Source organism: Pseudomonas sp. fls2-241-R2A-110 (assembly GCF_030209165.1).
GTDB lineage: Bacteria > Pseudomonadota > Gammaproteobacteria > Pseudomonadales > Pseudomonadaceae > Aquipseudomonas.
The window spans coordinates 62514-75166 of record NZ_JARVSN010000028.1; the positions used below are offsets into that span (position 1 = coordinate 62514).

Here is a 12653-nt window from a genome sequence, read left to right on the forward strand (position 1 = left end):
ATGACTTCCGCGATCTTTATCCCTGAACTGGGCCAGTTGGCCATGATCCTGGCGCTGTGTTTCGCGCTGGTTCAAGCCGTCGTGCCGTTGCTCGGCGCCTGGCGCGGTGACCGTTTGTGGATGAGCCTGGCGCAGCCTGCTGCCTGGGGGCAATTCACCTTTCTGGTCTTCGCCTTCGGTTGCCTGACCTACGCCTTCATGACCGACGATTTCTCCGTCGCCTATGTCGCCAGCAACTCCAACAGCGCCTTGCCTTGGTATTACAAGTTCAGCGCCGTTTGGGGCGCTCACGAAGGTTCGTTGCTGCTCTGGGCCTTGATTCTCGGCGGCTGGACCTTCGCGGTGTCGGTGTTCTCCCGGCAGTTGCCGCAAGTGATGCTGGCCCGGGTGCTGGCGGTGATGGGCATGATCAGCACCGGTTTCCTGCTGTTCCTGATCCTCACTTCCAACCCGTTCGCACGGATCCTGCCGCAGATTCCGGCGGACGGTCGCGACCTCAACCCCTTGCTGCAAGACATCGGCCTGATCGTTCACCCGCCAATGCTCTACATGGGCTACGTCGGTTTTTCCGTAGCGTTCGCATTTGCCATCGCCGCGTTGCTCGGCGGTCGTCTGGATGCGGCGTGGGCACGCTGGTCCCGTCCGTGGACCATCGTCGCCTGGGCGTTCCTCGGCATCGGCATCACCCTCGGTTCATGGTGGGCCTACTACGAACTCGGCTGGGGCGGCTGGTGGTTCTGGGACCCGGTGGAAAACGCTTCCTTCATGCCTTGGCTGGTGGGCACCGCGCTGATTCACTCCCTGGCGGTCACGGAAAAGCGTGGCGTGTTCAAGAGCTGGACGGTGTTGCTGGCCATTGCCGCTTTTTCGCTGAGCTTGCTCGGTACGTTCCTGGTGCGTTCGGGCGTGCTGACCTCGGTTCACGCGTTTGCCTCCGATCCTGAGCGCGGCGTGTTCATCCTGATCTTCCTGCTGTTTGTGGTCGGTGGTTCTTTGACATTGTTCGCCCTGCGCGCTCCAGTGGTGAAGAGCCATGTGGGCTTCAATCTCTGGTCCCGGGAAACCCTGCTGCTGGGCAACAACCTGGTGTTGGTGGTGGCGGCGTCGATGATCCTGCTCGGCACCTTGTACCCGCTGATTCTCGATGCAATGACCGGCGCCAAGCTGTCGGTCGGTCCGCCGTACTTCAACGCGCTGTTCGTGCCGTTGATGGCGTTGCTGATGGTGGTGATGGCGGTCGGTATGCTGGTGCGCTGGAAAGACACCCCGGTCAAATGGCTGATGAGCATGCTGACCCCGGTGTTGCTCGGCAGCGCCGCGTTGGCGGTGGTGGCCGGTGTCGCGTATGGCGATTTCAACTGGGCGGTGATTGCGACGTTCATGCTCGCGGCCTGGGTATTGCTGGCCGGTGTGCGCGACATCCTCGACAAGACGCGCCACAAAGGCCTGATCAAAGGCCTGCCGACCCTGACCCGCAGTTATTGGGGCATGCAAATCGCGCACTTGGGCATCGCCGTCTGCGCCCTCGGTGTCGTGCTCTCGAGCCAGAATAGTGCCGAGCGCGACTTGCGTCTGGCGCCGGGCGAGTCCATGGACCTGGCCGGTTATCACTTCGTGTTCGAAGGCGCCAAGCACTTCGAAGGCCCCAACTTTACCTCCGACAAAGGCACCATCCGGGTAATCAAGGGCGGCAAGGAAGTCAGCGTGCTGCACCCGGAAAAACGCCTCTACACCGTGCAGAACTCGATGATGACCGAAGCCGGGATCGACGCCGGTTTCACCCGTGACCTCTACGTTGCACTGGGCGAACCGCTAGGCGATGGCGCCTGGGCGGTGCGCGTTCACGTTAAACCGTTCGTGCGCTGGATCTGGTTCGGCGGCCTGCTCACAGGCTTCGGCGGGTTGCTGGCGGCGCTGGATCGGCGTTATCGGGTCAAGGTGAAAAGCCGCGTGCGTGAAGCACTCGGCATGACGGGAGCCACTGCATGAGACGTTGGTTGATGCTGTTGCCACTGGCGATTTTTCTGGTGGTGGCTGTTTTCCTTTATCGCGGGCTCTATCTGGACCCGGCCGAGTTACCCTCGGCAATGATTGGCAAGCCGTTCCCGGAGTTCTCCCTGCCAGCGGTGCAGGGCGAGAAGACCCTGACCAAGGCCGATATTCTGGGCAAACCGGCATTGGTCAACGTCTGGGGCACTTGGTGCATTTCCTGCCGGGTCGAGCACCCGGTGCTGAACAAACTGGCCGAGAAGGGCGTGGTGATTTATGGGATCAACTACAAGGACGTCAACGCCGATGCCTTGAAGTGGCTGACCGAATTCCACAACCCGTATCAGCTGGACATTCGTGATGACGCCGGCTCGCTCGGCCTGAACCTCGGCGTGTATGGCGCTCCGGAAACCTTCTTCATCGACGCCAAAGGCATCATCCGCGACAAGTTTGTCGGGGTGATCGACGAGCAGGTCTGGCGCGAAAAACTGGCGGCCAAGTATCAGGCACTGGTCGACGAGGCCAAGCCATGAAGCGCTGGATCGCCGCGGCCGTATTGGGCTTGAGCATGGCTGGCGTTGCCCACGCGGCCATCGACACCTACGAGTTCGCCAAAGAAGCGGATCGCGAGCGTTTTCGCGAACTGACCAAAGAACTGCGTTGCCCCAAGTGCCAGAATCAGGACATCGCCGATTCCAACGCACCGATTGCCGCCGACCTGCGTAAAGAGATTTTTCGCATGTTGGGCGAGGGCAAGGACAATCAGCAGATCATCGACTTCATGGTCGATCGCTACGGTGATTTCGTCCGCTACAAACCCGCTCTCAACGCCAAGACAGCCTTGCTCTGGTTCGGCCCGGCCGGCCTGCTGCTGGGCGGTTTCGTGATCATCGCCGTGATTGTCCGCCGTCGTCGCGCGCAACGCGCTGACACCAAGGATGAGCTCTCTGCCGAGGAGCGTGAGCGCCTCGACCACCTGTTGGATAAAAACCAAGAATGATTGATTTCTGGCTCGCTGCAGGTCTGCTACTTCTGGTTGCCCTGAGTTTTCTGTTGATCCCCGTTCTGCGTGGCCGCCGCGCCCAGCTTGAAGAGGATCGTACTGCCCTGAACGTTGCGCTGTATCAAGAGCGCGTGGCTGAGTTACAGACTCAGCAGGAAGAGGGCGTTCTGGACGCTGCGCAGATGGACACCGGGCGCGCTGAAGCCGCCCGTGAGTTACTCGCTGACACAGAAGGCGTCGAGGCACCACGGGTGTCGCGTCTGGGCAAGCCATTGCCTTTGCTGGCGGCGATTCTGGTGCCGGTCCTGGGCCTTGGCCTGTACCTGCATTTCGGTGCCAGCGACAAAGTCGAACTGACCCGCGAATTCTCCCAGGCGCCGCAGTCGATGGAAGAGATGACGCGGCGTCTGGAACGCGCGGTCGCGGCTCAACCGGAGTCGGCCGAAGGCCTGTACTTCCTCGGCCGTACCTACATGGCTCAGGACCGTCCGGGCGATGCCGCCAAGATCTTCGAGCGCACGGTGAACCTGGCCGGTCGCCAGCCGGAACTGCTCGGCCAATGGGCGCAAGCCCAGTACTTCGCCGATGGCAAAAAATGGTCGGACAAGATTCAGGCATTGACCGACGAAGCGCTCAAAGCCGATCCGAAAGAAGTCACCAGCCTTGGCCTGCTCGGCATTGCGGCGTTTGAAGGCCAGCGTTATCAGGACGCCATCGACTACTGGAATCGTCTGTTGGCGCAACTGCCGCCGGAGGACAATTCCCGCGCCGCGCTGCAAGGCGGCATCGCCCGGGCCACCGAGAAGCTCGAAGCTGGCGGCGGCAAAGTCGCCCAGGCGCCAGCGGCCAAGGCGGCTGCACTGCTGAAAGTCACCGTCGATCTGGCGCCAGAGCTGAAGGCCAAGGTCCAGCCCGGCGACAGCGTGTTCATTTTCGCCCGTGCCACTTCAGGGCCACCGGCGCCACTGGCCGCCAAACGCCTGACCGTGGCCGACTTGCCGGCAACCGTCGAACTGGGCGATGCCGACGCAATGATGCCGCAGTTGAAACTGTCGAACTTCCCTGAAGTCCAACTGGTTGCGCGCATTTCCCGCGCCGGCCAACCGACTGCCGGCGAATGGATCGGTCGTAGCCAGCCCCTGGCCAGCAGCACCACTGCGTCGCAAAAACTGACCATCGACAGCCCGGATAAATAGCAGTCCGGGACAATTAACAGGAAGCACCGCCATGACCGCCATCGCTCGTATCACTCTGCTCAGTCTGGTCCTGGGGCTGAGCGCCTGTGCGGTCCAACGGCCCGAGCCGACGCGGCTGCCGCCGATCCCGCCCTCGCAGCCCGGCACGAAACCGGCGCCATCAACGGTGCCAGGCAAATCGACTACTCCGAGCAAATCGGCCAAACCGCTGCCACGCACCTCCGCCAGCTTCGCGCCGCCGCCGGGTGGCAACAGCCACTGGGATCCCAAGATGGGTGTGTACGTGCTGGACGATCAACCCAACACCTTCTACCGCCAGCGTACCTACTACCGCTGGAACAACGGCTGGAGCCGCTCGGTCAGCCCGGACGGGCCATGGGAAGAAACAGACATCCATGGCGTACCGGGTGGATTGGGCAGGCAATTCGGGCAATAAATGAAAACGGCGATCTCAGGATCGCCGTTTTGTTGTTTGGGGGCCGAGAAAGATTCAGAGCATGGACTGATAAGGAATCAACGCGTTGACCGACTTGATCAGGCCCTGGCGTAGCAGAAGATCAAGATAGGTTTGGACATCCATCGGCGGCATCTTCAGCTGCTGTCGTTGGCGCTGCGCAGCCGCGACCACTGCTGCCGGATCCAGGCTAAACAGGTTGCCGACGAACTCGTCAGGATGCTGAGCTTCGATATCGAAAGAGCCCAGCACAGCACAAGGAAAGTCTTTCTGATTGAACGTAACGATGACGCTGGCGTGACAACGAATGGCAGCCGCCAGCACATGTCGATCATCGATATCGGGCAGCGATAATCCTTCGATCAGGTTTTCGTAACCGGTTACACAAGCATCGGGTAAAGCCTGATCCATCAGTTCGGATGTGCGATCAAGTTGTTTTGCCGTCAGGTCCGGACGGTTCTTGAGCAGATTACGTTTCCACTCATTGTGTATCTCCAAAGACCATTTCGCTCTGAAACGACCGGAGAGGGCTAGCCACATCAGAAAATCTCTCAACGGCGCTGGGTACAGCACACAGGCGTCATATACAGCGGTAAAAGAAGATTGCCTCACTCGTATCCTGTCCTTAACGCTTGTGCCTGCTCGGCAAGAAGCATCATTGCTTGCTCGCTGGCAGTGTCGCGCCGGTTTTTATAGTCCATCAAATCGGCAAAGCGCACACGTCGGTGCTTGCCGGTTTTGTGGTAGGACAAGTCGCCGGATTCGAGCAGTTTGATCAGGTGTGGGCGTGAGACGTTGAGCAAGTCAGCCGCTTCCTGGGTGGTCAGTTCAGCGTGAATCGGGACCACTTTGACCGCGTTGCCCGCAGCGAGCTCAGCCAAAATGTCGACAAGCAGCCGCAGTGCCGAGGTCGGGAGTTCTACATTGTGGGCTTCGTTCTGCTCGTCGAAAATCTGGATGCGTTGGGTGTCGAATTGAGTGGCGAGATAGGCGGCCAAGGCACGCTGCCCCTCGACGGCTGCCTGGACTTCGCGCTCCACAGGCAAGGTGATCGGCGGGTGAATGACAGGTGACATGGCGTTTTCCAATATTCTGAATAATCGAAGCACGCAGGCTATTCGAATTAATCGAAAATCGCAATAAACGAAATAATCGAAACGCCAGGTCGTTTTTAACAACGCCCCCTGACAGGAGCAGTCAGTCAGAACGCCGCTTTGCCTATCGAAGATCCGCCGTCGACAAACAACGTTTGTCCGGTGATAAACCCGCTCTGCTCCGACAACAAGAACGCAATCGCTGCGGCGATCTCCTGCGGCTGCCCCAAACGCCCCATCGGCACACCCGCCAGATACCGCGCTTCACCTTCGCTGCCCGGTGGGTTGTTCGCCCGAAACAGTTCTGTTTCTGTTGGCCCCGGCGCCACCGCGTTCACCGTCACACCGGTTTGTGCCAGTTCCAGCGCCCAGGACCGGGTGAAGCTGATCAACGCTGCTTTCGCCGCCGCATACGCAGTACGCTGGGTGATGCCAAGCACCGTCAAACTGGAGATGTTCACCACCCGACCCCAACCCTTTGCGCGCATGTTCGGCAGCAGTGCCTGAGTGGCCTGCAGCGCCGAATGCAGGTTGACCCGCATCACGTCATCGAAGGTGTCGAGGTCGATTTCACCCAGCACTTGCGGGCGCACCAGCCCGACGTTGTTCACCAGTCCGTCGAACTCGTAAGTCCTGGCCAAATCCGCCAATACTTCCTGGGTCAGCGTTCTGTCGCCCAGGTCCAGAGGAAACAAAATGCCGGGAAAGCTCAGGTCAGGCGTTCGGGCAATGCCAACCACCCGATGCCCGGCTCGGTCCAGATGCTCAGCCACTGCCCGACCAATGCCTTTGCTGGCGCCAGTAATGAGGAAGGTACGTCGAGTCATTTCACGCTCCTTGAAAGATCATGCCGCCGGGTCGGGCCGCGTTTGATGGGTCAGCCCCGAGTCGCATCCAGCATCGCCTCAGGCTTTGGGCGTTGAGTGTAATCCGGGTTGACCTCGGCGTAATGAATCACACCGCGCAAAAGGATTCATTTCGGGGGGATGCCGGGTCCCGCAAAAACACGCTGTAAAACAACCGCGCGTCCCAAGCCGGGTTTTTATGCTTGAGTAAAGATAACTCTAGGGTTACTTTTGGTTGAGCCTGAGCAAGGTGGCTAGTGGTGCAGAGCAGGCTATTGATAAAGGAGTTGGAGGAAGCCGGTTGGATACTGGATCGGATTACCGGCAGCCATCACATCTTCAAACACCGATACAACCCGTACACGATACCCGTCCCTCATCCGAAAAAGGATTTGCCGATCGGGACGGTCAAAAGCATCAGGAGGCGAGCCGGGCTGTACTGCCCGGGAGCCAGTTATGCAGGAGATCCATAATGCAATATCCAATCTGTATCGAGTGGGGCGACGAGAACACCGCCATCGGTATTCAGATCCCCGATATTCCAGGCGCCGTAACGGCCGGGGATTCGTTTGAAGACGCCTATAACGCGGCAATCGAAATTGCTCACATCATGCTTCAGGAGATTGCGGCGGACGGAGAGTCGATACCTATGCCCACGTCTGCGGCTGTTCACCGTGGGAATCCTGATTTTGCCAACATGGGCTGGGGCATGCTGGAACTGGACATCGCGCCGTACATGGGCAAAACCGAGAAGGTAAACGTCACGCTTCCCGGTTATGTGATCCAGCGCATTGACCGGTATGTACGTGAGCACAATGTCAAAAGCCGCTCCTCCTTTCTGGCAGATGCGGCGATGGAGAAATTGGTTCGGCACTGAGTGTCTGTCGGATGCATTGCAATCGCGGGCAAGTCGGATCGCCCGCGAAGCTTTTGTCGCTTTAAGCCGTCACCAACGATGCTTTCTGCGAAACACTCAAGAACCGCAACAACGCCAACAACGGAAACGCGCTGCCCACGATCACGATCCATAACCAGCCGCCATGCTCATACACCGCGCTGGCTACCGAGGAGCCAAACGCGCCGCCGATGAAGATGCTGGTCATGTACAGCGCATTCAAGCGGCTGCGGCTTTTGGCGTCGAGGGCGTAGACCGCGCGTTGGCCGAGGACCATGTTCATTTGCACGCAGAAGTCGAGCACCACACCGGTGACCGCGAGGCCGATGACGCTGTAGACCGGATGGATGAAGGCCGGCAGAAAACTCAGGCTGGCGAACAGCAGGGCCAGCAATGATGCGATGCGCGTGTGGCCAGCGTCGGCCAGTCGACCGGCGATGGGCGCGGCGATGGCGCCTATGGCACCGACCAGGGCGAAGATCGCGATCTGGGTTTGCGACAGTCCATGGTTGCGCGCCAGCTCCAGCGGCACAGCGGTCCAGAACAGGCTGAACGTGGCGAACATGCAGCCCTGGTAGAACGCGCGTTGACGCAACACCGGTTGTTGGCGCAACAACGTCCACAAAGAGCCGAGCAACTGACCATAGGACGCACTGTGATCAGGCTGGCGCTTGGGAATGGTCAGCGCCAGCACGACGCTGATCGCGGCCATCAACACCGCCGCAATCACGAACATCGCACGCCAGCCGAAGTGGTCAGCCACGACGCTGGACACCGGCCGCGCCAACAAAATGCCCAGCAGCAAACCGCCCATGATCCCGCCGACCACACGGCCGCGCGACTCTTCGGGCGCCAGGTGCGCAGCCAACGGAATCAGGATCTGCACCGACACCGAACTGAAACCCACCAACAGCGAGATCAGCAAAAACACGTTCGGCTGATCGGTAAACGCAGCGCCCAACAGACTGGCAATCGCCACCACGGTAGTGATGATCATCAGGCGGCGGTTTTCCAGCAGATCGCCCAGCGGCACGAGGAAGAACAAGCCCAGCGCGTAACCGATCTGGGTCAACGAAACAATCAGGCTGGCCATCGTGCTGGTCAGGCCGATGTCCGGCGCGATCAGGCCGATGATCGGCTGCGCGTAGTAGATGTTGGCGACAATGGCGCCGCAGCAGAAGGCGAACAACATCACCATGCCTTTGGTCATTGTCGCGGTGCCGTGGGGCATCTGGGTTGCTGGGTTCATAACGGGTCTCGCTGAACAGAATGGGATGCGCGCAGGCTAAAGAGGTATCGAATTGGGCAGAAGAGGGTTTGGAGTGATAGCAATCATTCCTTTGCGGAATGAGTGACGGACGCGTGTGATGTCCATCGATGAGCCTTGCGTCAAAACATTGAGGTCCGATGATACATTCACTTACATCCTGTTCGATAGCGTGCTTATGTTCTCTCTCACGTTTCATAACCGGAAGGCACTTCCATGAATGCGATGTTTCGTCACCTTGTTCGCGGCGTTTCAGCTCTTACCTTGATCGGCTTGTTCACGGCGGGCGTGGCCCAGGCTGCCGACGCACCGGGCATGCGCATCGGCGTGCGGGGCGAGATCACCGGGGTGAGCCCGGATGTCTTGAAAGTCCACGTCAACAGTGGTGAAAACGTGGTCATCAACCTGACTTCGGACACCAAGGTCCGCGCCGTCACCCTGGCCAATATCGAAGACATCAAGCCCGGCAGCTACATTGGTACGGCGGCGATACCCCAGGAGGACGGCACGCTCAAGGCGCTGGAAGTCCACGTCTTCCCACCGGAGCTGGCCGGCAGTGGCGATGGTCATCGGCCGTTTGATCTGGTCAAGGGCAGCAGCATGACCAATGGCAGCGTGGGGGATCTGGTGGTCAGCAATGGTCGGATCCTGACCGTCAACTATAAGGGCGGGCAGCAGAAGATTCTGGTGCCGGAGGATGTGCCGATCGTGAACCTGGTGCCAGGCGATCGCAGCTTGTTGAAGGTTGGGGTGAAGATCGTCACGTTCGTTATCCAAAGTGCGGACGGGACGCTGACCGCGCAATCGATCTCGGCGGGCAAGGATGGTGTTACGCCGCCGATGTAACGGTGCACCGGGGGAATGAACTCACCGCTGATCGTTCCCATGCTCTGCGTGGGAATGCCTCATTGGACGCTCTGCGTTCGCTGTTGGGACGCGGAGCGTCCCGGGCTGCATTCCCACGCAGAGCGTGGGAACGATCAGTCAGCGGCGGGCTCAGGCATTACTGGCCGCTGTAGATCTGATCAAAGATCCCGCCATCATTGAAGTGGGTCTTCTGCACGGTGCGCCAGTCGCCGAAGGTCTTCTCAACCGAGAGGAAATCCACTTTCGGGAAGCGGTCGGTGTACTTGGCCAGCACGGCCGGATCACGCGGACGCAGGTAGTTTGCCGCTGCAATCTCCTGGCCTTCCGGCGACCACAGGTACTTCAGGTATTCCTCGGCAGCCGCGCGGGTGCCTTTTTTGTCGACGGTTTTGTCGACCACGGACACCGGCGGCTCAGCTTCGGCGGAAACGCTTGGGTAGATCACTTCAAACTGGTCACGGCCAAACTCACGGGCAATCATTTCCGCTTCGTTTTCGAAGGTCACCAGCACGTCGCCGATCTGGTTGGTCATGAAGGTTGTGGTCGCTGCGCGGCCGCCGGTATCCAGCACCGGTGCTTGCTTGAACAGCTTGCCGACGAAGTCTTTGGCCTTGTTTTCATCGCCGCCATTCTTCAGCACGTAACCCCAGGCCGAGAGATAGGTGTAGCGGCCGTTACCCGAAGTCTTCGGGTTCGGCACGATCACTTGCACACCGTCCTTGAGCAGGTCGGGCCAGTCTTTGAGGGCTTTCGGGTTGCCTTTGCGGACGATAAACACGGTGGCCGAAGTAAACGGTGCGCTGTTGTTCGGCAGGCGGGTGACCCAGTTGTCCGGGACCAGTTTGCCGTTGTCCGCCAAAGCATTGATGTCAGTGGCCATGTTCATGGTGATGACGTCAGCCGGCAGGCCGTCGATCACCGAACGCGCCTGTTTGCTGGAACCGCCGAAGGACATTTGCAGGGTGATGTTTTCGTTATGCTCGGCTTGCCAGTGTTTCTGGAACGCAGTGTTGTAGTCCTTGTAGAAATCGCGCATCACGTCGTAGGAAACGTTGAGCAGGGTCGGTGCGGCCTGAGCCACGCTGGTCAGTGCCAGGCCAGCGGCCAGAAGTGAGGCGCCAAAGAGTTTTTTCACTGCGCATTCCTTGTTCTAATTTAAATTTGAGGCAATTTGCCAGCGACTATAACTGGGCTCGCATAGTCCTTTAAAGATTAAAAAGCACTTTGCTTATTCCAGTTTTTTGAACAGCGCATTGCCACAGCGCGAGCAGAATGCGGCGCCATGTTCATGGCTGTTTTTCTTGCACACCGGGCAGTCATGTTGCAGCTGTTCGCCGCGCATGGCGTTGGCCAGTTCGGCAGTGAAAATCCCGGTCGGCACCGCGATGATCGAGTAACCCGTGATCATCACCAGCGATGAAATCACCTGGCCCAACGGCGTCTTGGGCACGATGTCGCCAAAGCCCACGGTGGTCAGCGTGACGATTGCCCAATAGATGCCTTTGGGAATGCTGGTGAAGCCGTGTTCCGGGCCTTCGATCACGTACATCAATGTGCCGAACACCGTTACGAGGGTGCAGACGCTGACGAGGAACACCACGATCTTCTGCTTGCTGCCGCGCAGCGCCGACATCAAATAGTTGGCTTGCTTGAGGTACGGGCTGAGCTTGAGCACGCGGAAAATCCGCAGCATCCGGATGATCCGGATAATCAGCAGGTACTGCGCATCGGCGTAATACAGCGCGAGGATGCCGGGCACGATCGCCAGCAAATCCACCAGCCCGTAAAAGCTGAACGCATAGCGCAACGGTTTGGGTGAGCAATAAAGCCGCAGACCGTATTCGATGGCGAAGATGATCGTGAAGCCCCACTCGATGTACGCCAGCACATCGGCGTAGTTCTGGTGGATCGCATCGATGCTGTCGAGCATCACGATGATGATGCTGGCGAGGATGATCAACAGCAGGATGCCGTCGAAGCGCCGTCCTGCCGTGGTGTCGCTTTGGAAAACCATGACGTAAAGGTCTTTACGCCAGTCTTTGCTGCTGTCCATGGATACCGCCTGAACCAATGATCAGCGAAGCCTAGGTTGATTCTCCCCGCTAGCGCAAGGCTCACGGGCGACCGGGGCTTTGTCGAGCTTTTGAGTGGCGGTACGCAACAACCAGCTGGCGAGGATGAAGGGCGCGGTCAGCGTGGGCATACCGACAGCGGCAAACATCGGCGTCAGCAGCAGCGCCAAGGCAATGCCGACCACCGGCAGCCACGACGGCTGGCGCTGCGAGTTGAAGGCCAGGGCGGCGAGAACGGCGTTATAGCTGCCGAGGCCCAGTAATGCGCTGTAGAAGTCGTGGTTCAGCAGACTCCAGCCCATGCCCGCGACAGATGCCAACAACGCCCAGCAGAATGCGCGGCGATCAGCGATCAGCAAGCCGGCGGCAATCAACGCGCCGGCCAGTGGATGACCCAGGAACATCACCTGGCCCAGGCCTTTGAATGGGGCGGCGAGCATGTTTAGCGTGTTGATTTCGATCAAATGCGCCGTTGTCGAGGGGGTGGCGAAACACAGCAGCAACCAACTGATCCCCACGAAAGGTGCGGTGTAGGCAGGCAGGTATTGGCTGAGCCGCGCGCGTTTGAGCCACTGTTGAGTAATCATCGCGCTCAGACCGCCGCAGGCAATGATCACCAGCGGCAACATCGCGGACCAGGGGAAATACAGGCTCAGCAGCAGGCCCAGCAAAACGCCGTTGTAGCTGAAGAGTCCGGCTTGGCGGTCGGCCTTGGCATAGCCTCGACGCTGGGCGGTGAGCAGCCCGGCGACGCCACCGAGCAGCGCACCACCGAGCAAGGCCGGCGCGGTAAAAAGAATCGCCAACAGGCACAGCAGACCGCACAGCGGATGGCGCTGGAGGAAGATCTGGCTGAAGCCGTTGAGCAGGGCAGTCGCCCAATCGGGGCAGTGGGTGTTGAAGTGGTTGGCAGGCATGGCAGTTCTGAAAGTCAGTGAAACCGAGACGGCTGCATCGCCAGCAGGCTGGCT

At 59.5% G+C, this 12653-nt stretch carries 15 protein-coding genes; 8 read left to right on the top strand and 7 right to left on the bottom strand.

The window, feature by feature from the left end; translation table 11 throughout:
• The 5 genes from QRN31_RS23305 to QRN31_RS23325 are packed head-to-tail and all read left to right on the top strand — an operon-like array spanning window position 1 to window position 4624.
• Window positions 1–1989 (top strand): heme lyase CcmF/NrfE family subunit, encoded by a 1989-nt coding sequence (locus QRN31_RS23305; RefSeq protein WP_208671873.1) that lies wholly within the window; start codon window positions 1–3, stop codon window positions 1987–1989.
• Window positions 1986–2522: a DsbE family thiol:disulfide interchange protein gene (locus QRN31_RS23310; protein WP_090181588.1), complete on the top strand. Its 537-nt coding sequence runs from the start codon at window positions 1986–1988 to the stop codon at window positions 2520–2522. The genes QRN31_RS23305 and QRN31_RS23310 overlap by 4 nt, the downstream gene beginning before the upstream one ends.
• Entirely contained in the window at window positions 2519–2989 is a 471-nt protein-coding gene (locus tag QRN31_RS23315) for a cytochrome c-type biogenesis protein (RefSeq protein ID WP_285434800.1), read from the top strand. Before QRN31_RS23310 ends, QRN31_RS23315 begins: the two co-directional genes overlap by 4 nt.
• Window positions 2986–4188: a c-type cytochrome biogenesis protein CcmI gene (gene ccmI, locus QRN31_RS23320; RefSeq protein WP_285434801.1), complete on the top strand. Its 1203-nt coding sequence runs from the start codon at window positions 2986–2988 to the stop codon at window positions 4186–4188. The genes QRN31_RS23315 and ccmI overlap by 4 nt, the downstream gene beginning before the upstream one ends.
• Before the next feature lie 31 nt (window positions 4189–4219).
• Window positions 4220–4624: a hypothetical protein gene (locus QRN31_RS23325; protein ID WP_285434802.1), complete on the top strand. Its 405-nt coding sequence runs from the start codon at window positions 4220–4222 to the stop codon at window positions 4622–4624.
• Between the two features lie 54 nt (window positions 4625–4678).
• Here the strand turns inward: QRN31_RS23325 and QRN31_RS23330 are convergent, their stop codons facing one another.
• The 3 genes from QRN31_RS23330 to QRN31_RS23340 all read right to left on the bottom strand — a co-directional run bounded on the left by QRN31_RS23330 (window position 4679) and on the right by QRN31_RS23340 (window position 6563).
• Window positions 4679–5254 (bottom strand): PIN domain-containing protein, encoded by a 576-nt coding sequence (locus QRN31_RS23330; protein WP_285434803.1) that lies wholly within the window; start codon window positions 5252–5254, stop codon window positions 4679–4681.
• The gene (locus tag QRN31_RS23335) at window positions 5251–5718 is read right to left on the bottom strand and encodes a helix-turn-helix domain-containing protein (protein WP_285434804.1); all 468 of its coding nucleotides are present in this window, start codon (window positions 5716–5718) and stop codon (window positions 5251–5253) included. Before QRN31_RS23335 ends, QRN31_RS23330 begins: the two co-directional genes overlap by 4 nt.
• Window positions 5719–5843: 125 nt before the next feature.
• Window positions 5844–6563: an SDR family oxidoreductase gene (locus tag QRN31_RS23340; RefSeq protein WP_090181595.1), complete on the bottom strand. Its 720-nt coding sequence runs from the start codon at window positions 6561–6563 to the stop codon at window positions 5844–5846.
• Window positions 6564–6841: 278 nt separating this feature from the next.
• On the opposite strand from QRN31_RS23340, the gene QRN31_RS23345 reads away from it, so the two are divergent.
• Both QRN31_RS23345 and QRN31_RS23350 read left to right on the top strand, forming a co-directional pair.
• Complete coding sequence (locus QRN31_RS23345) at window positions 6842–7054, top strand: type II toxin-antitoxin system HicA family toxin (RefSeq protein ID WP_046046350.1); 213 nt, start codon at window positions 6842–6844, stop codon at window positions 7052–7054.
• Window positions 7054–7458, top strand: coding sequence for a type II toxin-antitoxin system HicB family antitoxin (locus tag QRN31_RS23350; RefSeq protein WP_285434805.1), 405 nt, complete (start codon window positions 7054–7056; stop codon window positions 7456–7458). Before QRN31_RS23345 ends, QRN31_RS23350 begins: the two co-directional genes overlap by 1 nt.
• Before the next feature lie 61 nt (window positions 7459–7519).
• Here the strand turns inward: QRN31_RS23350 and QRN31_RS23355 are convergent, their stop codons facing one another.
• Window positions 7520–8725, bottom strand: a complete 1206-nt coding sequence (locus tag QRN31_RS23355; protein ID WP_285434806.1) for an MFS transporter — start codon at window positions 8723–8725, stop codon at window positions 7520–7522.
• A gap of 234 nt (window positions 8726–8959) precedes the next feature.
• Between QRN31_RS23355 and QRN31_RS23360 the strand changes: the two genes are divergently transcribed.
• Window positions 8960–9589, top strand: coding sequence for a DUF5666 domain-containing protein (locus QRN31_RS23360; protein ID WP_285434807.1), 630 nt, complete (start codon window positions 8960–8962; stop codon window positions 9587–9589).
• A gap of 157 nt (window positions 9590–9746) precedes the next feature.
• Here QRN31_RS23360 and QRN31_RS23365 read toward each other — a convergent pair whose 3' ends face one another.
• The 3 genes from QRN31_RS23365 to QRN31_RS23375 form a co-directional block, all read right to left on the bottom strand.
• Window positions 9747–10745, bottom strand: coding sequence for a sulfate ABC transporter substrate-binding protein (locus QRN31_RS23365; protein ID WP_285434809.1), 999 nt, complete (start codon window positions 10743–10745; stop codon window positions 9747–9749).
• A gap of 93 nt (window positions 10746–10838) precedes the next feature.
• On the bottom strand, window positions 10839–11663 hold the full coding sequence (locus QRN31_RS23370) for an ion transporter (protein ID WP_285434810.1): 825 nt from the start codon (window positions 11661–11663) through the stop codon (window positions 10839–10841).
• A gap of 21 nt (window positions 11664–11684) precedes the next feature.
• Window positions 11685–12599, bottom strand: coding sequence for an urea transporter (locus tag QRN31_RS23375; protein WP_285434812.1), 915 nt, complete (start codon window positions 12597–12599; stop codon window positions 11685–11687).
• Between the last annotated feature and the right edge of the window lie 54 nt (window positions 12600–12653).

Bases quoted from the DNA above. Each gene is read 5' to 3' on its own strand.
- QRN31_RS23315 (WP_285434800.1), top strand. From the start codon at position 2,519: ATGAAGCGCTGGATCGCCGCGGCCGTATTGGGCTTGAGCATGGCTGGC.
- QRN31_RS23305 (WP_208671873.1), top strand. From the start codon at position 1: ATGACTTCCGCGATCTTTATCCCTGAACTGGGCCAGTTGGCCATGATC.
- QRN31_RS23340 (WP_090181595.1), bottom strand. From the start codon at position 6,563: ATGACTCGACGTACCTTCCTCATTACTGGCGCCAGCAAAGGCATTGGT.
- QRN31_RS23370 (WP_285434810.1), bottom strand. From the start codon at position 11,663: ATGGACAGCAGCAAAGACTGGCGTAAAGACCTTTACGTCATGGTTTTC.
- QRN31_RS23355 (WP_285434806.1), bottom strand. From the start codon at position 8,725: ATGAACCCAGCAACCCAGATGCCCCACGGCACCGCGACAATGACCAAA.
- QRN31_RS23325 (WP_285434802.1), top strand. From the start codon at position 4,220: ATGACCGCCATCGCTCGTATCACTCTGCTCAGTCTGGTCCTGGGGCTG.
- QRN31_RS23310 (WP_090181588.1), top strand. From the start codon at position 1,986: ATGAGACGTTGGTTGATGCTGTTGCCACTGGCGATTTTTCTGGTGGTG.
- QRN31_RS23375 (WP_285434812.1), bottom strand. From the start codon at position 12,599: ATGCCTGCCAACCACTTCAACACCCACTGCCCCGATTGGGCGACTGCC.
- QRN31_RS23360 (WP_285434807.1), top strand. From the start codon at position 8,960: ATGAATGCGATGTTTCGTCACCTTGTTCGCGGCGTTTCAGCTCTTACC.
- QRN31_RS23335 (WP_285434804.1), bottom strand. From the start codon at position 5,718: ATGTCACCTGTCATTCACCCGCCGATCACCTTGCCTGTGGAGCGCGAA.
- QRN31_RS23350 (WP_285434805.1), top strand. From the start codon at position 7,054: ATGCAATATCCAATCTGTATCGAGTGGGGCGACGAGAACACCGCCATC.
- ccmI (WP_285434801.1), top strand. From the start codon at position 2,986: ATGATTGATTTCTGGCTCGCTGCAGGTCTGCTACTTCTGGTTGCCCTG.